Here is a 21216-nt window from a genome sequence, read left to right as displayed (position 1 = left end):
CGAACTCAGCAGTGAAACGATGCATCGCCGATGGTAGTGTGGGGTTTCCCCATGTGAGAGTAGGTCATCGTCAAGATTAAATTCCGAAACCCCAATTGCGAAAGCAGTTGGGGTTTTGTTTTTGCGCCGCATTGTAGGAGCGAGCCTGCTCGCGAAAAACGCCAGGACACCACGGGGCCCCAGACAGCCAGCGTCATCGTTGACGACCATCGTCGGAACGCCGCCCGGAGCAAGCTCGCTCCTACAAATGCTAAAGTCGTCCCTCGAATTTGTTTTCCAAGGAAGCCTATATGCCGGACGCGACGTCCCTCAGCGCTGGTTTTATGGTGGTTCACGGCAACCGCCTGGACGAGTTGCGCAGTCTGGTGGTCAGCTGGATGCGGCGCTACCCGCTGGCTCCCCTGGAGAATGAAATCGCGTTGGTGCAAAGCAATGGCATTGCCCAATGGTTGAAGCTGGCACTGGCGGAAGATTCTGAGGAAGACGACATGGGCGGCTGCGGAATCGCTGCCGCCATCGATGTGCAGTTGCCCGGCAGTTTCATGTGGCAGCTCTATCGCATGGTCCTTGGCCGCGACGAAATTCCGGCCAAGTCTTTGCTCGATAAAGCACCGCTGACCTGGCGTCTGATGCGACTGCTGCCGCAGTTGATCAACCAGCCGCACTTCGAGCCGCTGCAGCGTTTCCTGACCCATGACAGCGATCTGCGCAAACGTTATCAATTGGCCGAGCGACTGGCGGATCTGTTCGACCAGTACCAGGTTTATCGGGCTGACTGGCTCGAAGACTGGGCAGAAGGACGACATCAGACAAGAAGCGCCAGGGGCGAAGCCAAGCCACTGAGTCCGGCCAATTGCTGGCAGGCAGAGTTGTGGCGCGCACTCTTGCTGGATGTGGGAGAAGAAGGCATGGCGCAGAGCCGTGCCGGTGTCCATCAGCGCTTTGTCGAACGCATAAATAACCTCGAAGTCGCCCCCAAGGGATTGCCCTCGCGAGTGATCGTTTTCGGGATTTCTTCGCTGCCTGCCCAAGCCCTGGAAGCGCTGGCGGGACTGGCACGATTCAGTCAGGTCCTGCTGTGCGTACACAACCCGTGTCGTCACCATTGGGCGGACATCGTCGCCGATAAAGACCTGTTGCGGCATCAATACAAACGTCAGGCCCGCAAGAGTGGCATGCCGGCAGTGATCGATCCGCAAACCCTGCACCAGCATGCCCACCCGCTACTGGCAGCCTGGGGCAAGCAGGGGCGGGACTACATCAACCTGCTCGACAGCTACGACGATCCCAACAGCTATCGCTCGGCATTTCGCGACGGGCGCATCGACCTGTTCAGTGACGGTCAGCCGCTGAATGCACTCAACCAGTTGCAGGACGATATCCTCGAATTGCGTCCCCTCAACGAGACTCGGGAACGCTGGCCGGCCATCGATTTGCAGACCGACGAATCGATCCGTTTTCACATTGCCCACAGCGCCCAGCGAGAGGTCGAGATCCTCCACGACCAACTGCTCGCGCGCTTCAGCGCCAACCCGACACTGCGGCCGCGGGACATCATCGTGATGGTCCCGGACATCGACAGCTACGCCCCGCATATTCGTGCCGTGTTTGGCCAGCTTGACCGCAAGGATCCGCGCTTCATTCCATTTACCCTGGCCGACCAGGGCCAGCGTGGTCGCGATCCATTGCTGATTGCGGTCGAGCACCTGCTCAAGCTGCCTGACAGCCGATTCCCCGTCAGTGAGATTCTCGATCTGCTGGACGTTCCGGCATTGCGCGCTCGTTTTGGTGTCGAGGAGCGTGACCTGCCGACGCTGCACCGCTGGATCGAGGGTGCCGGCATTCGCTGGGGCATGAATGCCGAACAACGTGCCGGGCTCGGGCTGCCCAATGAACTGGAACAAAACAGCTGGCGTTTCGGTTTGCGCCGGATGTTGCTCGGTTATGCCGTTGGCAGCGCCGATGCTTATGCGGGTATCGAGCCCTACGACGAAATCGGTGGCCTGGACGCCGCGCTCATCGGTCCGCTGGTTGCTCTGCTGGACGCGCTGGAAGTCGCTCACCACGAACTCTCTCAGCCTGCCCCTCCGCAGCAATGGGGCTTGCGCTTGCAGGGGTTGGTGCAGCTGTTCTTCCTTGCCAGCAATGAACACGATGACTACTTGCTGGCCCAGCTCGAGGAGCTGCGCGAGACCTGGCTCGAGACCTGCGAATCCGTCGGGTTGCAGGACGAGTTGCCGCTGACCGTCGTCCGCGAAGCCTGGCTTGCAGGTCTGGATCAGGGCCGTTTGTCCCAACGCTTTCTGGCCGGAGCCGTCAACTTCTGCACCTTGATGCCCATGCGCGCCATCCCCTTCAAGCTGGTGTGCCTGCTGGGCATGAATGACGGCGATTATCCGCGCGCGCAACCGCCGCTGGACTTCGATCTGATGGGCAGTGACTACCGTCCGGGCGATCGCTCCCGGCGCGAGGATGACCGCTACCTGCTACTGGAAGCCTTGCTGTCGGCACGGGACCAGCTCTACATCAGTTGGGTGGGCCGCAGCATCCGCGACAACAGCGAACGACCGGCCTCGGTACTGATCGGCCAGTTGCGCGACCACCTGGCCAGCGGTTGGCGATCGGCACACAGTGACGAGGATCTGCTTGCGGCCATGACCCGGGAACATCCGCTGCAACCCTTCAGCGCCCGCTACTTTCACGAAGGCGATGAGTCGTTCAGCTACGCCAGCGAATGGCAGGTGCTTCATCAAGCGGCAGAGCAACAGGCGAGCGCCGAAGTGCTCGGGCCTCACGTTCAGGATGAACCACTGAGTCTCGGTCAACTGCAGGATTTCCTGCGCAATCCGGTACGGCATTTTTTCAGCCAGCGACTGAAGGTCTTCTTCGAGGCGGCTGAAGTGCCGCTGGCCGATGAAGAGCCCTTTGTCCTCGATGCGTTGCAGCGTTACGGCCTCAGCGACCGATTGCTCGAAGCGGCGCTGGCTGATCCGGACAATACCGCGCAGGCACTGGCGGATCAGGCGCAACGTCTGCAAAACAGCGGACTGCTGCCCATGGCCGGGTTCGGCGAGTGCCTGCAACGCGAGTTGATCGAGCCATTGCCTGACCTGCTGCAACGCCACCAACAGCTCCTGGCGTTGTGGCCGACACCTCTGGGTAGTGCGTTGCCCGTCAATCTTGAACTGCAAGGCCTGCACATCGAGGGCTGGCTCAGCGGCCTGCATCAGCGCGCCGATGGTGGTTTGCTGTCTATCACTACGATTCCCAACAGCATCGGCTCGATCAAGTCGCGCAAATGGCATCGGCTGACACGCCCGTGGCTCACCCACCTGGTGGCTTGTGCCAGCGGCATGATGTTGACCACCGCGCTGGTGGCCAGCGACGACAGCCTGTTGCTCGCGCCTCTGGACGCGGCCGCTGCGCGCAAGATCCTCTGTGACCTGTTGACGGCCTGGCAGTCGGGCATGCGCCAGCCGTTGCCGATCGCGGTCAAGACAGCTTTTGCGTGGCTGGGGCAAACCGACCCGGTCAAAGCCCAGGCCGCTGCGCGCAAGGCCTATGAAGGCGACGGGCAGACCACGGACGGGGAGCGTCGCGAAAGCCCGGCGCTCGCCCGTCAGTTCGCCGATTACGATGCCCTGGCCGCCGATGAGACGTTCCCCGATTGGTGTGACGCACTCTATCGCCCGCTTCTTGAAGCACCCTGGCGTTCACTGTCCAGCGAGGAGTCGCGTTGATGAGCTCGAAGACACCCCTGGCCCTGGCCTTCCCGCTGCGTGGCAGTCAGTTGATCGAAGCCAGCGCCGGGACCGGCAAGACCTTCACCATTTCCGCGCTGTACCTGCGGCTGGTGCTGGGCAATGGCGGGGAGGACAGTGGCTTCGGACGTGAGCTGTTGCCGCCGCAGATCCTCGTCGTGACCTTCACCGACGCCGCCACCAAAGAGTTGCGCGAACGCATTCGCACGCGGCTCGCCGAGGCCGCACGATTTTTCCGCGATGAAACATTAGCCCCCGACAGCCTGATTGCCGAGTTGCGTGATCAGTACTTGGCCGAGCAATGGCCCGGGTGCGCAAACCGTCTGGACATCGCCGCCCAGTGGATGGACGAGGCGGCGGTGTCGACCATCCACAGTTGGTGCCAGCGCATGTTGCGCGAGCACGCGTTCGACAGCGGCAGCCTGTTTACCCAGACCCTGGAAACCGACCACAGCGACTTGCTCGGGGAGGTCCTGCGCGATTACTGGCGGCTGTTCTGTTACCCGATGCAAGGTGACGCGCTGAATTGGGTGCGCAGCAACTGGGGCGGTCCGGCGGCGCTGCTGCCGCGGATTCGTGCGCTGTTCGCCAGCGAGCGCGATACGCTTGAAGGGAAAGAGCCCGCCGAGTTGATTTCGCAATGCCTGCAAGAGCGACGGGTTGCCCTGATTGACCTGAAAAAGCCCTGGCTGCAGTGGGCGGACGAGTTGCTCGCCATCTGCCACCAGGGCGTTGCCAGCAAGAGTGTCGACGGTCGCAAGATGCAGGCTCGCTATTTCGAGCCCTGGTTCGAAAAGATCAAGGCCTGGGCCGAGGACGAAACCCTCGAGCAACTGGATATCGGCACCGGTTTCACGCGCCTGACCCCGGACGGCATGGCCGAAGCCTGGAAGGGCGAAGCGCCTCGACATCCGGGGCTCGATGCGATGGCCGGCCTCAAGGCCTGTCTCGATGGCTTGCCAACGCCTGATGCCGCTGTGCTGCAACACGCGGCTCGCTGGGTCGGGGCACGATTCGAGGAAGAGAAACGCCGCCGTGCGGAAATGGGTTTCGACGACATGTTGCTGCGCCTCGATGCGGCCTTGCAGTCCGATGGCGGCGAGCGCCTGGCCACCCTGATTCGTGAACAGTTTCCGGTCGCCCTGATCGACGAGTTCCAGGACACCGACCCGGTGCAATACCGGATCTTCGAGAGCATCTACCGCATCGAAGAGAACAGCCCCGAGTGTGGTCTGTTCCTGATCGGCGACCCGAAGCAGGCGATCTACGCCTTTCGCGGCGCTGACATCCATACCTACCTGCGCGCCCGCCAGGCCACCACCGGCCGCCTGCACACCCTGGGCACCAACTTTCGCTCGAGCCACGGCATGGTCGACGCGGTGAACCATGTGTTCGAACGCGCCGAAGTTCGGCAGTCAGGACGCGGCGCTTTCCTCTTTCGGCAGAACAATGGCGACAACCCGGTCCCGTTCATGCCGGTTGCCTCCCAGGGCCGCAAAGAAGTCCTGCGCATCAATGATCAGGCAGTGCCGGCCTTGAACATCTGGCATTTGCCGGCCGAGCAGCCATTGTCCGGTGCGGTGTACCGGCAACAACTGGCGGCGGCCTGCGCCAGTGAAATCACGACATTGCTCAATGGCGGACAGCAGGGGCAAGCGGGGTTCATCCAGGACGGCAAAACCTTCCGGGGCCTGCTGCCGGCGGACATCGCCATCCTGGTGCGCGACGGCAAGGAGGCCCAGGCGGTTCGTGCGCAATTGGCCGCCCGTGGCGTGCGCAGTGTTTACCTGTCGGACAAGGACTCGGTGTTCGCCGCCCAGGAGGCACATGACGTGCTCACCTGGCTCAAGGCGTGCGCCGAGCCGGATGTCGAGCGACCGCTGCGGGCCGCGTTGGCCAGCATCACCTTGAACCTTTCCCTGGGCGAACTTGAGCGCCTGAATCAGGACGAGTTGGCCTGGGAATCCCGGGTCATGCAGTTCCGCGGCTATCGCGAAGTCTGGCGCAAGCAGGGCGTACTGCCGATGCTGCGTCGCCTGCTGCACGACTTCCGCCTGCCCCAGGCACTGATCGCCCGCAGTGACGGCGAACGCGTGTTGACCAACCTTCTGCACCTGTCCGAGTTGCTGCAGCAGGCGGCCGCCGAACTCGATGGCGAGCAAGCCCTGATCCGGCATCTGTCCGAACACCTGGCGTTGTCCGGGCAGGCCGGCGAAGAGCAGATCCTGCGTCTGGAAAGCGATGAGCAACTGGTCAAGGTCGTGACCATCCACAAGTCCAAAGGCCTTGAATACCCCTTGGTGTTCCTGCCGTTCATTTGCTCGGCGAAACCGGTGGATGGCAGCCGCCTGCCGCTGCATTACCACGATGAATCAGGCAATGCCCAGGTCACGTTGAAGCCGACGCCAGAGTTGATTGCCCTGGCTGACGATGAGCGTCTGGCCGAGGATCTGCGCTTGCTCTATGTCGCCCTGACCCGGGCGCAACACGCCTGCTGGCTGGGGGTGGCCGATCTCAAGCGCGGCAACAACAATGGCTCGGTGCTGCACCTTTCCGCATTGGGTTATCTGTTGGGTGGCGGTGCGCCATTGGCCGACTCCCCGGCGTTGCAGCAGTGGTTGCGGGATCTGCAACAGGACTGCCCGGCGCTGACCTATGCCCAGATGCCTGAAGCGACTGCAGAGCATTACCAGCCACCGCAAAACGAAGCGGCGCTGCTGCCTCCGTTGATCCCGAAACGCAAGGCCAGCGAAAACTGGTGGATCGCGTCCTACAGCGCGTTGCGCATCGGCGACACCCTGAGTGTCGGCACGGACGAGGCCCCGGAGAGCCCGCAGGCGCAAAAACTGTTCGATGACGAACGCCTCGATCCGCATGCGCCCAGAGAAGTGGTTGCCGGTGGCGGCGATATCCATCGCTTCCCGCGCGGCCCGAACCCCGGCACCTTCCTGCATGGTTTGCTCGAATGGGCGGGGAGCGAGGGTTTTGCCGCGGCGCCACAAGATGTGATCGACGCCATTGCCCGTCGCTGCAATCGCCGAGGCTGGGAGGGCTGGATCGCTACGCTGAGCGACTGGCTGCAGCATCTGCTCAAGTCGCCGTTGCATCTGGGCGTCGATCAACCCCCGGTGAAGTTCGAGCAATTGACGCAATACCAGGTGGAGATGGAGTTCTGGTTCGCCAGCCATAAGGTCGATGTGCTGAAACTCGATGCGCTGGTGTGCCAGTACACCCATAACGGCGTGGCCCGGGTGGCCGCCGAACCGGTGCAGCTCAACGGCATGTTCAAGGGCTTCATCGACCTGACGTTCGAGCACGACGGCCGCTATTACGTTGCCGACTACAAATCCAACTGGCTGGGTGCCGATGATGCGGCCTACACCCCGCAGGCCATGGAACAGTCGATTCTCGACAACCGTTATGACCTGCAATACGTGTTGTACCTGCTGGCCCTGCACCGCCAGCTCAAGGCGCGGCTTGCCGATTACGACTACGACCGGCATGTCGGCGGTGCGCTGTACCTGTTTTTGCGCGGTACGCGCGCGGCCAGCCAGGGCGTGTTTTTTACCCGTCCGCCACGAGAACTGATCGAGCGTCTGGACAGACTGTTCCAGGGCAAGCCAGAGCCCAAGGCCGAGCCCGCCTGGGAACAGGGAGTACTGCTATGAAGCGCACATTCGCCGATTTGTTGCCGACATCGCTGGCCGCCGAAAGCCTGGCCGAACTGGCGCCGCTGAGTCGTGCCGACGACTTGCTGTTGTTGCTCACGCGTTGGGTCGAGCGCGGCTGGTTGCGCGCGCTGGACAAAGCCTTTGTGGCGTTTCTGCATGAACTGGCTCCGGAAGATGATCCGCTGGTGCTGCTGGCCGCCGCGCTGACCAGCCACCAGTTGGGCCACGGGCATGTCTGCCTCGACCTGTTCGAAACGCTCAAGGAACCGGATTTCGCCCTGTCGCTGCCACCCGAAGGTGATGTGCAAGGCGGCGCGATGCTGTTGCCCTCGCAATTGCTCGGATCGCTGGACGGGGCTCACTGGTGCAAGGTCCTGGCCGCCAGCGACCTGGTCGCACTGGCTGCCGACAGTCGTGACAGCGTGCGCGAACGGCCATTGGTGTTATCCGGGAAACGCCTGTACCTGCGCCGTTATTGGGCCTACGAGCGACGGATCGACCTCTCGTTGCGCGAGCGCCTGACGGAGCACGAATCCACGCCCAACGACTTGCTCCAGCGTCTCAGCGGTTTGTTTGGTCCTGCCCGCCCCGGTGAAGTGATCGACTGGCAGAAGCTCGCCTGTGCCCTGGCGACCCGCAGCGCCTTCAGCATCGTCACGGGGGGGCCGGGAACCGGCAAGACCACCACCGTCGTGCGCTTGCTGGCGTTGCTCCAGGCACCGGCGGTCGAGGCCGGCATGCCCCTGCGCATTCGCCTCGCGGCACCGACCGGCAAGGCCGCGGCGCGTCTGACAGAGTCCATCAGCCAGCAAGTGCGCACCTTGAAGGTCAGCGAAGCCATACGCGAGAAGATCCCGTCCGACGTCACCACCGTTCACCGCCTGCTCGGCAGCCGGCCCGGGACTCGCCATTTCCGGCACCACGCGGGCAATCGCCTGCCGCTGGATGTGCTGGTGGTGGACGAGGCCTCGATGATCGACCTGGAAATGATGGCCAACCTGCTCGACGCCTTGCCGGCCCATGCGCGCCTCGTGCTGCTGGGAGACAAGGATCAACTGGCTTCGGTAGAGGCCGGTGCGGTACTCGGGGATCTGTGTCGCGACGCGGAGGCTGGCTGGTACAGCCCGCAGACACGCCAGTGGCTGGAAGCCGTCAGCGGCGAAAACCTGCAGGCCAGCGGCTTGCAGGAGGACACGCAGGGCACTCATCCATTGGCCCAACAGGTGGTGATGTTGCGCCATTCCCGGCGATTCGGTGAAGGCAGCGGTATTGGTCAACTGGCGCGTTGGGTCAACCAGCAGCAACCCGAAGAAGCACGCAAGTTGCTGTCTGCGCGAAGCCACGACGATGTCTATTGCCTGTCCCTCAAGGGCGAGCAGGACCGGGCCCTGGAGCGTTTGCTTCTCGACGGTCACGGTGAGGGCCCGCAAGGTTATCGGCACTACCTGAGCGTGCTGCGCAATCAGCGGCCGCCACTCGACAGCCCGCTGGATGATTCGCGCTGGATTGATTGGGCCAGGCAAGTGTTGCAGGCCTTCGACGCGTTCCAGTTGTTGTGTGCCGTGCGCAAGGGGCCGTGGGGTGTGGAGGGCTTGAACCAGCGAGTGACCGACGCATTGCTGAGGGCACGCCTGATCGACAGCGACCAGCAGTGGTACGAAGGTCGCCCTGTGCTGATGACCCGCAACGATTACGGGCTGGGTTTGATGAACGGCGATATCGGCATCGCCCTCAAGCTGCCGGAACAACAAGGCCATGAAACTGGACATCAGGTTCTGCGAGTGGCATTCCCACGCAATGATGGCCAGGGCGGCGTGCGGTTTGTCCTGCCCAGTCGCCTGAATGATGTCGAAACCGTGTACGCCATGACCGTACATAAATCCCAGGGCTCGGAGTTCGCGCATACCGCGTTGATTCTTCCTGACGCCTTGAATCCGGTGCTCACCAAGGAACTGATCTACACCGGAATCACCCGGGCCAAGGACTGGTTCACCCTGATCGAGTCGCGTGCGGGCGTTTTTGAAGAGGCGGTGAAGCGCCGGGTCAAACGCTTGAGCGGGCTGATGCTGGAACTGAAGGAAAACAGCGAGCCGAGCGACTGAAGGGTCAGTAACAGTGTGTAGGAAATTGTCCGAGGCTGCGTAGTACGCGGCCTCGCTGGCATTTCCTCGCTGTGCTATCGTTGCGGCATCATTTCGCTACGATCCAAGAGTATCCCTGCATGAAGGTGGCTGTCAGGACGACAGAGCGCGTCGTTGGCTGTAAAAAAGCGCTGCTGGCCATCCTTCTTTGTCTGATGGCCAGCGTAGCTTTCGCTCAATCGCAAGTCCCGGTGGGCATGGCGGACCAGCGCGCCAAAGCGGTGACTCAGGTGGTTCTCGGCATCCTCAGCTATGCCCGCTGGCCCGTTGAGCCTTTGCTGCTGCGCCTGTGCCTGGTTGGCCCTACCGAATACACCGACGATCTGGTCAAAGGCACCACCCAGGCAACCGGTCGACCTGTGACGGTGCAACGTTTGCTGGCCGACAACCCTTCGATTGCCACTGACTGCGATGCGGTTTATATCGGCAAGCTGACCGGCGAAGAACGCAGCCGATTGTTTGCCGCGTTGGTCGGGCATCCGGTGTTGAGCATCAGCGAGAATGACGAGCAATGCTCCGTCGGCAGCCTGTTTTGTTTGCGGGTCAGCGACGAGCAGGTGTCATTCGAGGTCAATCTCGACTCCGTCGCCCGCAGTGGCGTACGCATTCATCCGAGCGTGTTGCAACTGTCCCGTCGCAAGCCGGCGGCCCCATGAAACTACTGACACCGGGCAGCCGCCCGACTTTGCATTCGGTCATCGGTCGCGGCAACTTGCTCGTTGCGCTGGTGGGCGTTGCCATGGCCAGTGTTTCGCTGACGTTGCTCGGCGTGCTGGCCTTGCGCGTGTACGCCGATCACAACCTGCACCTGATTGCCCGCTCGATCAGCTACACCGTGGAAGCCGCGGTGGTGTTCAACGATAAGGCCGCCACCACCGAAGCGCTGGCGTTGATTGCCTCCACCGAAGAAGTGGCCGACGCCCAGGTGTTCGACCGGCACGGCCATTTGCTGGCCCGCTGGCAACGACCGGAAACCGGATGGTTATCCGATCTCGAACTGCACATCGCCAAAGCCTTTCTCGAAGAGCCGATGAGCATGCCGATCCTCCATCAAGGGCAGGAAATCGGCAGCATCAAGCTCACGGGCTACGGCGGCAGCCTGATGCGATTTTTGCTTAGCGGCCTGGTGGGCATCGTCTTGTGCACGGCCATCAGTGCCTGGGTTGCGCTGTTTTTGGCGCGCCGCCAACTTCGCGGGATCACCCAACCCCTGCGCAACCTGGCCGCTGTCGCCCACGCCGTGCGCAGTGAGCGTGCCTTCGACAAGCGCGTGCCGCCGGCCGACATTGTCGAGCTCGATGATTTCGGCAACGACTTCAATGCCCTGCTCGATGAACTCGAGTCCTGGCAATCGCACCTGCAAAGCGAAAACGAAACCCTGGCTCACAAGGCCAGTCACGACAGCCTCACGGGATTGCCCAACCGGGCGTTTTTCGAAGGCCGCCTGATGCGCGCGCTGCGCAACGCCAACAAGCTTGGCGAGCGAGTGGCGGTGCTGTTTCTCGACAGCGATCGCTTCAAGGAGATCAACGACAATTTCGGCCACGCGGCGGGGGACGCGGTGTTGGTCGCCGTGGCCAACCGGGTTCGCGCGCAACTGCGAGAAGAAGACCTGGTGGCGCGCTTGGGTGGCGATGAGTTTGCCGTGTTGCTGACACCGCTGCACAAGACCGCAGACGCCGAACGAATTGCCGACAAGATTCTGGCCAGCATGGACATGCCGATTCCATTGCCGGGCAGTACCCAGGTATTGACCTCACTCAGTATCGGCGTCGCGGTGTACCCGGATCATGGCGCAACGCCGGGTGCCCTGCTCAACGCCGCCGATGCTGCGATGTACCAGGCCAAGCGCCTGTCCCGAGGCGCACAGTACACGGCAGGGTCGGAGCACACTGCCGCCGATGTTCAAGACAGGAGCTGATTTCAGTGTTCACTTTCAACCCGCGTTCCCTGCGTTTTTTCACCATGACCCTGCTCGTGGCTTTATTGAGCCTGACCGGTTGCCAGACCACCCCCAAAGGCCTGACCCCGGCGCAAATCGCCGTACTGAAACAGCAGGGGTTCGAACTGACCGACGATGGCTGGGCCTTCGGCTTGTCCGGCAAGGTCCTGTTTGGCAGTGACGACGACAGCCTGAACAAGCAGAGCACCGAGATCGTCGAACGCATCGGCAAGGCGCTGCTCGGTGTGGGTATCGAGCGAGTGCGGGTCGATGGTCACACCGACGCATCGGGTAAAGAAGCCTACAACGAGCAACTGTCCGTGCGCCGGGCGAAAAGCGTTGCCAAGGTCCTCAACACCGTCGGCATGCCACCGGAAAACATCCAGCTGCGCGGCCTTGGCAGCAGCGTACCGGTGGCCAGCAACAACACCTCCAGCGGCCGCACCGAAAATCGCCGGGTCGCCATCGTGGTCAGCTCCGACTAATCGGCAAACAGCATCTCCCGACTTTCCCCCATCAACAGGCCCTGATTCTGCTCGGTCACCTGGCGGATGTAATCCCACAACAGGGTGATCCGCTTGAGCTTGCGCAGATCCTCGCGGCAGTACATCCAGAACTGTCGGGTGATGTTGATTTCCTGCGGCAACACCGGCAGCAGGCGCGGGTCCTGGGTGGCGAGGAAGCAGGGCAGGATCGCCAGTGAGCGTCCTTGCTGCGCTGCCACGAACTGCGCGATCACGCTGGTGCTGCGCAGGTTGGCGCTGGCGCCGGGCAATACGTTGGCCAGGTACAACAGCTCGGAGCTGAACGCCAGGTCGTCGACGTAACTGATAAATGAATGCTTGGCCAAATCGGCGGGTTTGCGAATCGGCGGATGGTTGTCCAGGTAGTCCTGGGTCGCGTACAGCTGCAACCGGTAGTCGCACAGTTTGCAGCAGACGTACGGGCCATGCTCCGGGCGCTCCAGGGCGATGACGATGTCGGCTTCGCGCTTGGACAGGCTGATGAAGTGCGGCAGCGGCAGGATGTCCACCGAGATTGCCGGGTAGGTGTCGACGAAGTGGCTCAGCTGCGGCGTGATGAAAAAGCTGCCGAAACCTTCGGTGCAGCCCATGCGCACATGCCCTGACAACGCCACGCCGGAGCCGGAAACCTGCTCGCACGCCATGTGCAGGGTGCTTTCGATCGACTCGGCATAACCCATCAACCGCTGGCCCTCGGCGGTCAGGACGAAGCCGTTGGTCCGGGATTTTTCGAACAGCAACGTGCCCAGCGCCGTTTCCAGTGAACTGATGCGTCGCGACACCGTGGTGTAGTCGACCGCCAGGCGCTTGGCCGCGGTGCTGGCCTTGCGGGTGCGGGCGACTTCGAGGAAAAACTTGAGGTCATCCCAGTTCAGCGAACCGAGGGAGGTGATGTTTTTTTGCATGTTGGACCGGTTTTTATGTGCGTTCTTATCAGAAGTTTGCACATCTATACTCCAAAAACAGCCCGACAACCAATTCGCGGCACACAGCTCATCTCAGGGTGACTTTCTCGCCTTGGCTCCCAGATAAAAATAAGCATTCGGAGACCCATATGAACGCATCGCTCACGCCCAACGACACCACCGTACAAAAGGTCAAATTGTTGATCGACGGCGAGTGGGTCGAATCCAAGTCTACCGAATGGCACGACATCATCAACCCGGCGACCCAGCAAGTGCTAGCCAAAGTGCCGTTTGCCACCGCCGAAGAAGTCGACGCTGCCATCAGTGCCGCGCATCGTGCGTTCCAGACCTGGAAACTGACCCCCATCGGCGCGCGCATGCGCATCATGCTCAAGCTGCAGGCGCTGATTCGCGAACACTCCAAGCGCATCGCCGTGGTCCTGAGCGCCGAGCAGGGCAAGACCATTGCCGACGCCGAGGGTGATATTTTCCGTGGCCTGGAAGTGGTCGAACACGCCTGCTCCATCGGCAGCCTGCAAATGGGTGAGTTCGCTGAAAACGTCGCCGGCGGCGTCGACACCTACACCCTGCGCCAGCCGATCGGCGTGTGCGCGGGCATTACCCCGTTCAACTTCCCGGCGATGATTCCGCTGTGGATGTTCCCGATGGCCATCGCCTGCGGCAACACCTTCGTGCTCAAACCGTCCGAACAGGACCCGATGTCGACCATGCTCCTGGTGGAGCTGGCGATCGAGGCGGGCATTCCGGCCGGTGTGCTCAACGTTGTGCATGGCGGCAAGGATGTGGTGGACGGGCTCTGCACCCACAAGGACATCAAGGCGGTTTCCTTCGTCGGTTCGACCGCCGTCGGTACCCACGTTTATGACCTGGCCGGTAAACACGGCAAGCGTGTGCAGTCGATGATGGGCGCGAAGAACCACGCCGTGGTGCTGCCGGACGCCAACCGCGAACAAGCGCTGAATGCGCTGGTGGGTGCCGGTTTCGGTGCCGCCGGTCAACGCTGCATGGCCACCTCGGTGGTGGTGCTGGTGGGCGCGGCCAAGCAATGGCTGCCGGACTTGAAAGCGCTGGCGCAGAAACTCACCGTGAATGCCGGTAGCGAGCCGGGTACCGATGTCGGCCCGGTGATCTCGAAAAAAGCCAAGGCGCGGATTCTCGACCTGATCGAAAGCGGCATCAAGGAAGGCGCCAAGCTGGAGCTGGACGGTCGCGAAATCACGGTTCCCGGTTACGAGAAGGGCAACTTTGTCGGCCCGACCCTGTTCTCCGGCGTGACCACCGACATGCAGATCTACACCCAGGAAATCTTCGGCCCGGTGCTCGTGGTGCTGGAAGTCGCCACCCTTGATGAGGCCATCGCCCTGGTCAACGCCAACCCGTTCGGCAACGGCACGGGCCTGTTCACCCAGAGCGGTGCGGCGGCACGTAAATTCCAGAGCGAAATCGATGTTGGCCAGGTCGGCATCAACATCCCGATTCCGGTGCCGGTCCCGTTCTTCAGCTTCACCGGTTCGCGCGGTTCCAAGCTCGGCGACCTCGGCCCGTATGGCAAGCAAGTGGTGCAGTTCTACACTCAGACCAAGACCGTCACCAGCCGCTGGTTCGATGACAACAGCGTCAACGACGGTGTGAACACCACCATCAATTTGCGATGAGGAGCCGGACATGAAAATCGCTTTTATCGGTCTCGGCAACATGGGCGCGCCGATGGCGCGCAACCTGATCAAGGCCGGCCATGCGCTGCGCCTGGTCGACCTGAACAAAACCGTGCTGGCGGAACTCGAGCAACTGGGCGGCAGCATCAGCGCGTCGGCCCGTGAAGCGTCGGAAGGTGCCGAACTGGTCATCACCATGCTGCCTGCCGCGGTGCATGTACGCAGCGTGTGGCTGGGGGAAGACGGCGTGCTCGCCGGTATCGGCAAGGGCGTACCGGCCGTGGATTGCAGCACCATCGATCCGCAGACCGCACGAGACGTGGCCGCCGCCGCTGCCAAACAGGGCGTGACCATGGCCGATGCGCCGGTCTCGGGCGGCACCGGTGGTGCGGCGGCCGGGACGTTGACCTTCATGGTCGGCGCCACGCCTGAACTGTTCGCCACCCTGCAGCCGGTACTGGCGCAGATGGGCCGCAACATCGTCCATTGTGGTGAGGTCGGCACCGGGCAAATCGCTAAAATCTGCAACAACCTGCTGTTGGGGATTTCCATGGTCGGCGTCAGCGAAGCCATGGCGCTGGGCGATGCCCTGGGCATCGACACCAAGGTGCTGGCGGGCATCATCAACAGTTCAACCGGGCGTTGCTGGAGTTCGGAGATGTACAACCCGTGGCCGGGCATCGTCGAAACGGCGCCGGCGTCGCGCGGTTACACCGGTGGTTTCGGTGCCGAACTGATGCTCAAGGATCTGGGGCTGGCCACTGAAGCTGCGCGTCAGGCGCACCAGCCGGTGGTACTCGGCGCGGTGGCCCAGCAGCTGTATCAGGCGATGAGTTTGCGTGGGGAGGGTGGGCAGGACTTCTCGGCGATCATCAATGGTTATCGCAAACCGCAGTAGCAAGGCTGTGGCAAACAATTGTGGGAGCGAGCTTGCTCGCGATGAGGCCGTTACAGTCGACATTGATGGTGACTGACCCAGCGCTATCGCGAGCAAGCTCGCTCCCACAGGGGGCGGCGTTTACCCAAAGATATTTACCGGGAGATCACGTCGGGTGATCCCCCGGTTTTTTTGTATCAGGCAAACACGAAATATTTGCGCACGGTTTCCACCACTTCCCAGGTGCCTTTCATCCCCGGCTCAACGACAAAAATGTCACCGGCACGCAGGTGGATCGGCGCCATGCCTTCGGGGGTGATGATGCAGTAGCCTTCCTGGAAATGGCAGTACTCCCACTTCACGTATTCCACGTACCACTTGCCCGGCGTGCAGATCCAGGTGCCCATGATCTTGCTGCCGTCTTCACTGGTGTAGGCGTTGAGGTTGACGGTGTGCGGGTCGCCTTCGAGCTTTTCCCATTTGCAGGCGTCGAGCACGGGCAAGGGGTGGGTGTCGCGAAGTACGGTAATCGGTGCGGTCATGATGACTCCGGGCAGTGGGCTCAAGAACTGAAGTCGCACCCTATAGCGTCGGTCCATCCGTCAGTTGTCTGTGCTCGACACTGAGCTGCCCATAAGCGCACGGTCCTCATGGACGCGTCAGCGGACAATCGCGCCTGGATTGTTCGAGGCTGTTTTCGAACTCGACCAATTGCGAGTGCTGTTGCGACAGCGCTGCTATCCGCTCGGCGATTTCCTGTTTTTTGCTGGCGATGACCTGGTGTGCCCGTTCCCATGGCAGTTGCGGGCCTTGATGTCCGGCGAAGGCCGACTGCAACTCCTTGAGTCGGAACCCCAACTGTTGGGCACATTTGATGAACATCAGCAGGTCGACGCTGTGCTGGTCATAGATGCGGTACTTGCCCTGGCGTCGGGCGACAGGCAGCAGGCCGATCGACTCGTAGTGACGGATGCTTTTGACCGTGGTTCCGGAACGTTGCGCGGCTTGGCCGATGTACATGGGAAGGTCCTTTTCTCCGAGGGTAAGGCTCGGGGCATTATCGACCGACTCAAGCGCTGGCGATAGCTTCGGCTTGGCGCAACCAGGCCGCATGCCGGTCTGCGCTGGCGCCGAGAATTGGCCCGAAGGTGAGGGTTCGGGTGGGCTTGATGCCACAGAACTCCAGCGTGGTCTTGCGCACCTGGTGCAGGCCGGGCATGCGGTAGATCCATCGGTAATACCAGGGCGGTGTGTCCATGGTCACCAGCAGGTGGGCGGTTCGGCCGCGCAGGAGTTTGTCGGGGAAAGCTTTGCCCTGGCGATACTTGAAGGCAAAACCCGGCAAGAACACCCGGTCGAAAAAGCCCTTGAGCAAGGCCGGTACGCCACCCCACCAGATCGGATAAACCAGTGTCAGCTGTTCGGCCCACAGGATGTCGGCCTGGGCGTTGCGCAGATCGGCCTCCAGCGGCTGGACCTGCTGATAACCTTCGCGCAGCACCGGGTCAAAATCCATGCTGCCCAGGAACAACTGACGCACCTCATGCCCGGCGCGCACTGCCGACTGTGAGTAACGCTCAGCGAGGGCAGCGCAGAAGCTGTTGCTTGAAGGATGCCCGAGGATCACCAGTATTCGTTTGCCCATTGTCGCGGTCCTTGAAGATCAAGCCTCAAGGATAAAGTCTGCCCCTCAGGGGAGAGTCAAGGCGTGCAGCAGGGCCTTGGCATAGCCCGGCAACGCGGTGAAATCCCGGGCGCAGAGCAGCAGTTTGCGTTGAGCCCAGGGTTCTTGCAGGGCGAGGCTTTTGAAATGCAATGCGCCCGAACTGCGATCGACTGCGGCCAGCGGCACAATCGCCAGGCCTGCCCCGCGGGCGACCATGCGCATCACGCCATCGAAGCTGTCGGCGCGGATGCGAATCTGCATGCGCAGGCCGGCGTGCAGTGCCTGTTCTTCCAGATACACCGCCAGCGCGCTATTGGCATTCAGGCCGACATAGTCGTGATGCAGCGTGTCGGTGAAGCTCGGCGAGGTGGCCTGTGCCAAGGGATGGTCGCCGGGCATGATCAGCACCAGTGGGTCATCGCGGAACGCTTGGGTCTGCAGGTCACCGGTGTCGATCGCGTCGGACACGATGCCCAGGTCCGCTGCACCCTGGCGCAAAGCATGGGTGATGCGGGCGCTGGGCAGTTCCTGCAGGTCGATGTCGAGGTTGGGATGGCTGCTCAGGAAGTCCGCGAGCAGCTCTGGCAGGTACTCGGTGATCGCCGTGGTATTGCACAGCAGTCGCACCTGGCCTTTGACGCCCTTGGCGTATTCGGCCAGTTCCTGTTGCATGCGCTCGGCCTGTTGCAGCAGAACCCGGGCGTGTCGGGCCAGGGCATTACCGGCCGGCGTCGGGCTGACCCCACGACGATTGCGCTGAAGAAACTCGACGCCCAGCGACGCCTCCATGGCACGAATTCGTGCGCTGGCCGCCGCTAGGGACAAATGACTGCGCGCGGCGCCGGCGGTGATGTTGCCTGCGTCGAGGATGTTCAGGTACAGGCGCAGGTCGGTCAGGTCGAAGTGCATAGCAGCAACCTCTGGATGGGTGTTGTCCGGGCCGACCTCTTCGCGGGCAAGCCCGCTCCCACAGTGGTTATGTGTTGTTCACAAATCCCCTGTGGGAGCGGGCTTGCCCGCGATGGCGTCAGATGCCGCACCCGATTATTCAGCCTCTTGTCTGAAGAGAGGCAGCCTCAGTATATGGCAGATTTTCAATCACCCTCCGCGGGCTCACCATAGCCCCATGAATACACTCTCGACGTTTTATCAGAATCTCGGTTTGGCCCTGTCTCTGCTGGTAATCGGCACCTTCGTGCTGGCCGGCATGATCAAGGGTATGATCGGTCTCGGCCTGCCGACGGTCGCCATGGGCCTGCTCGGTCTGGCTATGGCGCCGTCGCAGGCAGCGGCGCTGCTGATCATTCCTGCAACGCTCACCAACGTCTGGCAACTGGCGTTCGGCGGGCATTTGTCCGGGTTGATCAAACGGCTGTGGCCGATGTTGCTGGCGATCTTCATCGGCACCGGGGCGGGCACGCTGTGGATCGGCATGAGCGATGGCCAATGGGTGGTGCGGGGGTTGGGGGCGGCATTGTTGCTGTATTCGCTGAGCGGTTTGTTCCTGCCGACTGCGCGCGTGGGACGGCACCGCGAAGGCTGGCTCGGTCCGCTGTGCGGGCTGCTGACCGGCGTCATCACGTCGGCCACCGGCGTGTTCGTGATTCCGGCGGTGCCTTACCTGCAGGCGCTGGGCTTGAGCAAGGACGAGCTGGTGCAGGCGCTGGGCCTGTCGTTCACCGTTTCGACCCTGGCCCTGGCCGGTGGCTTGTTATGGCGCGGCGCGCTCGGCGGGGGCGAGTTGAGCGCGTCGCTGCTGGCGCTGATCCCGGCCATGCTCGGCATGTGGCTGGGGCAGTCGCTGCGCCAGCGGATCAGCGCCCTGTGGTTCAAGCGCGTGTTTTTCGTTGGCCTGGGTTTGCTCGGCGGCCATTTGCTGATCAGCGGTTAGCGGACGACGGGCTGATCATCTCGATGGCGCGGATCTCGAAGTCCCGTTCCAGGTATTCATCGCGCTGCTCGAGGAACTGCTTCATGTGCGGCAGGTTCGAGTGCACGTCGAGGTGGGCCTGGGATTGCCAGATCTCGTAGAAGATGAACAGGGTCGGGTCCTGTTTGTCGCGCAGCATGTGGTATTCGATGCAGCCGGGTTCGGCGCGGCTCGCTTGTACGTAGCCGCTGAAAAACGCTTCGAAGGCGTCGGATTTTTCCGGACGGGTCTTGGCGTGCAGGATGAAGCCCTGGATTTCACTCATTTGCATCTCTCCTCAAGTCAGAATCGGCGCCAGTCTAAGGCAACAATCGCCTATCGATTCGTGCTTGTAGGTCAAATGAATTTTGCCAGATCGAGGCTTATTCCGCGCGGGGCCGGTCGGTACTCTGCCGCCATCCGAGTCACGACCTTCCCGAGACCTCCCATGAAAAAAGTCCTGTTACTCAATGGCGGCAAAAAATTTGCGCACTCCGACGGCCGCTACAACGCCACCCTGCATGAAGCCGCGTTGAGCGTGCTGGATCGCGGCGGTATGGATGTGAAAACCACTTTCATCGACGAGGGCTACGACGTCGCCGAAGAAGTGGCCAAGTTCCTCTGGGCCGACGTGATCATCTACCAGATGCCCGGCTGGTGGATGGGCGCGCCGTGGACCGTGAAGAAGTACATCGACGAAGTCTTCACCGAAGGGCATGGCAGCCTCTACGCCAGCGACGGCCGCACCCGTTCCGACGCCTCGCAGAAATACGGCAGCGGCGGCCTGATTCACGGCAAGCAATACATGCTGTCGCTGACCTGGAACGCCCCGCAGCAAGCCTTCGACGATCCGAGCGATTTCTTCGAAGCCAAAGGTGTGGACGCGGTGTATTTCCCGTTCCACAAGGCCAACGAGTTCCTCGGCATGACCGGTTTGCCGACGTTCCTCTGTGTGGACGTGATGAAGCGCCCGAACATCGAAAGTGATGTGGCGCGCTATGAGCAGCATCTGGCCGAGGTGTTTGGCCTGAAGGCGTAACGCTCGGCTACTATCGATACCTGAAGCCAGAACCTGTAGGAGTCCGGCTTGCCGGCGATGGCGCTCATGAAGACGCAATCGCCGGCAAGCCGGGCTCCTACGAAGAGCGATTTATGCGTTGTGCTGAATTATCGATAAGGGACACACGTGAAAGCCAGATCCGATGAGTTGCAGATTTTTGTCTGCGTGATTGAATGCGGGTCGATTTCTGCGGCGGCCGAGCAGGTCGGGCAAACGCCTTCGGCGGTCAGCCGTACGCTGTCGCGGCTGGAGGCCAAGCTCGACACCACCTTGATCAATCGCACCACGCGGCGCATGGACCTGACCGAAGAGGGCAAGTACTTCTTCGAGCACGCCAAGCGCATTCTCGATCAGATGGACGAGCTCGAAGAGCGCCTGTCCTCACGCCAGCAAACGCCGTCCGGGCGGCTGCGGATCAACGCGGCATCACCCTTCATGCTGCACGCCATCGTGCCTTACATCGATGAATTCCGCAGGCTCTACCCCGACATCCAGCTCGAACTCAACAGCAACGATTTGATCATCGACCTGCTGGAGCAGAGCACCGACATCGCCATCCGCATCGGCACCCTGACCGACTCGACCCTGCATGCCCGCTCCCTGGGTTGCAGTCCGCTGCACATCGTCGCCAGCCCGGCGTACCTGGAAAAGCACGGCACGCCGCAAACCGTGGCGGACCTGGCCGACCATACGCTGCTGGGGTTCACCCAGAACGAAGGCCTCAACCAATGGCCGCTGCGCTACGTGCATGGCGATCGCTGGCCGATCCAGGCGTCGATCAGCGCCTCCAGCGGCGAGACCATCCGCCATCTGGCACTGGACGGCCAGGGCATCGCCAGCCTGTCGCACTTCATGACCATCGAGGACATTCGTGCCGGACGCTTGAAAGTGCTGCTGGCCGAGTTCAACAGTGGTTATCGCCAGCCGATCAACGCGGTGTATTACCGCAACTCGCAACTGGCCCTGCGGATTCAATGCTTCCTGGACTTTATCCAGGGCAAGTTGGCGGGTTATGCGAGTGCAGACTTCAAGGGCTGATTCGTGATTCCTGCGCAAGAGTGAATTGGGTCGGCAGGGATTTTTC

Annotated in this window: 17 protein-coding genes; 11 read left to right on the top strand and 6 right to left on the bottom strand. The window is 61.9% G+C overall.

Going from position 1 to position 21216, the window contains the following annotated elements:
• Positions 1-290: 290 nt before the first annotated feature.
• The 6 genes from recC (at position 291) to EI969_RS21460 (ending at position 12000) form a co-directional block, all read left to right on the top strand.
• Positions 291-3740, top strand: coding sequence for an exodeoxyribonuclease V subunit gamma (recC, locus tag EI969_RS21485; protein ID WP_160389535.1), 3450 nt, complete (start codon positions 291-293; stop codon positions 3738-3740).
• A complete protein-coding gene (gene recB / locus EI969_RS21480; RefSeq protein WP_160389534.1) occupies positions 3740-7429 on the top strand; it encodes an exodeoxyribonuclease V subunit beta in 3690 nt (1229 codons plus the stop codon). The genes recC and recB overlap by 1 nt, the downstream gene beginning before the upstream one ends.
• Complete coding sequence (gene recD / locus EI969_RS21475) at positions 7426-9534, top strand: exodeoxyribonuclease V subunit alpha (RefSeq protein ID WP_160389533.1); 2109 nt, start codon at positions 7426-7428, stop codon at positions 9532-9534. Before recB ends, recD begins: the two co-directional genes overlap by 4 nt.
• A gap of 119 nt (positions 9535-9653) precedes the next feature.
• Entirely contained in the window at positions 9654-10229 is a 576-nt protein-coding gene (locus EI969_RS21470) for a YfiR family protein (RefSeq protein WP_160389532.1), read from the top strand.
• Positions 10226-11494: a diguanylate cyclase domain-containing protein gene (locus EI969_RS21465; protein ID WP_160389531.1), complete on the top strand. Its 1269-nt coding sequence runs from the start codon at positions 10226-10228 to the stop codon at positions 11492-11494. Before EI969_RS21470 ends, EI969_RS21465 begins: the two co-directional genes overlap by 4 nt.
• 44 nt (positions 11495-11538) lie before the next feature.
• Complete coding sequence (locus EI969_RS21460; RefSeq protein ID WP_160389537.1) at positions 11539-12000, top strand: OmpA family protein; 462 nt, start codon at positions 11539-11541, stop codon at positions 11998-12000.
• Here EI969_RS21460 and EI969_RS21455 read toward each other — a convergent pair.
• The gene (locus EI969_RS21455; RefSeq protein WP_095942484.1) at positions 11997-12944 is read right to left on the bottom strand and encodes a LysR family transcriptional regulator; all 948 of its coding nucleotides are present in this window, start codon (positions 12942-12944) and stop codon (positions 11997-11999) included. The genes EI969_RS21460 and EI969_RS21455 overlap by 4 nt on opposite strands.
• A gap of 149 nt (positions 12945-13093) precedes the next feature.
• On the opposite strand from EI969_RS21455, the gene EI969_RS21450 reads away from it, so the two are divergent.
• Both EI969_RS21450 and mmsB read left to right on the top strand, forming a co-directional pair.
• Positions 13094-14620, top strand: coding sequence for a CoA-acylating methylmalonate-semialdehyde dehydrogenase (locus EI969_RS21450; RefSeq protein ID WP_160389530.1), 1527 nt, complete (start codon positions 13094-13096; stop codon positions 14618-14620).
• A 10-nt stretch (positions 14621-14630) separates the two neighbouring features.
• Positions 14631-15518, top strand: coding sequence for a 3-hydroxyisobutyrate dehydrogenase (gene mmsB, locus EI969_RS21445; protein WP_160389529.1), 888 nt, complete (start codon positions 14631-14633; stop codon positions 15516-15518).
• Positions 15519-15694: 176 nt separating this feature from the next.
• Here mmsB and EI969_RS21440 read toward each other — a convergent pair whose 3' ends face one another.
• From EI969_RS21440 to EI969_RS21425, 4 genes are all read right to left on the bottom strand, one after another.
• Positions 15695-16039: a cupin domain-containing protein gene (locus EI969_RS21440; protein ID WP_046038617.1), complete on the bottom strand. Its 345-nt coding sequence runs from the start codon at positions 16037-16039 to the stop codon at positions 15695-15697.
• Between the two features lie 106 nt (positions 16040-16145).
• Positions 16146-16517, bottom strand: a complete 372-nt coding sequence (locus EI969_RS21435) for a MerR family transcriptional regulator (RefSeq protein ID WP_160389528.1) — start codon at positions 16515-16517, stop codon at positions 16146-16148.
• Between the two features lie 49 nt (positions 16518-16566).
• Positions 16567-17142, bottom strand: coding sequence for an NAD(P)H-dependent oxidoreductase (locus EI969_RS21430; protein ID WP_160389527.1), 576 nt, complete (start codon positions 17140-17142; stop codon positions 16567-16569).
• Positions 17143-17187: 45 nt separating this feature from the next.
• Positions 17188-18072, bottom strand: coding sequence for a LysR family transcriptional regulator (locus tag EI969_RS21425; RefSeq protein WP_160389526.1), 885 nt, complete (start codon positions 18070-18072; stop codon positions 17188-17190).
• Between the two features lie 217 nt (positions 18073-18289).
• On the opposite strand from EI969_RS21425, the gene EI969_RS21420 reads away from it, so the two are divergent.
• Positions 18290-19054 carry a sulfite exporter TauE/SafE family protein gene (locus EI969_RS21420; RefSeq protein WP_160389525.1) on the top strand — a complete coding sequence of 255 codons (765 nt, stop codon included), beginning with the start codon at positions 18290-18292 and terminating at the stop codon, positions 19052-19054.
• Here the strand turns inward: EI969_RS21420 and EI969_RS21415 are convergent.
• Entirely contained in the window at positions 19044-19358 is a 315-nt protein-coding gene (locus tag EI969_RS21415; protein ID WP_160389524.1) for a putative quinol monooxygenase, read from the bottom strand. The two genes, EI969_RS21420 and EI969_RS21415, sit on opposite strands and share 11 nt — an antisense overlap.
• Before the next feature lie 162 nt (positions 19359-19520).
• Here EI969_RS21415 and EI969_RS21410 point away from each other — a divergent pair, with 162 nt between their 5' ends.
• Positions 19521-20111: an NAD(P)H-dependent oxidoreductase gene (locus tag EI969_RS21410; protein WP_160389523.1), complete on the top strand. Its 591-nt coding sequence runs from the start codon at positions 19521-19523 to the stop codon at positions 20109-20111.
• A 147-nt stretch (positions 20112-20258) separates the two neighbouring features.
• A complete protein-coding gene (locus EI969_RS21405) occupies positions 20259-21170 on the top strand; it encodes a LysR family transcriptional regulator (protein ID WP_160389522.1) in 912 nt (303 codons plus the stop codon).
• Positions 21171-21216: the final 46 nt, after the last annotated feature.

It is taken from the genome of Pseudomonas sp. PB101 (assembly GCF_009764265.1).
GTDB lineage: Bacteria > Pseudomonadota > Gammaproteobacteria > Pseudomonadales > Pseudomonadaceae > Aquipseudomonas.
The sequence above is the reverse complement of the archived record's forward strand: the minus strand, read 5'-3'. Positions and strand labels throughout refer to the sequence as shown.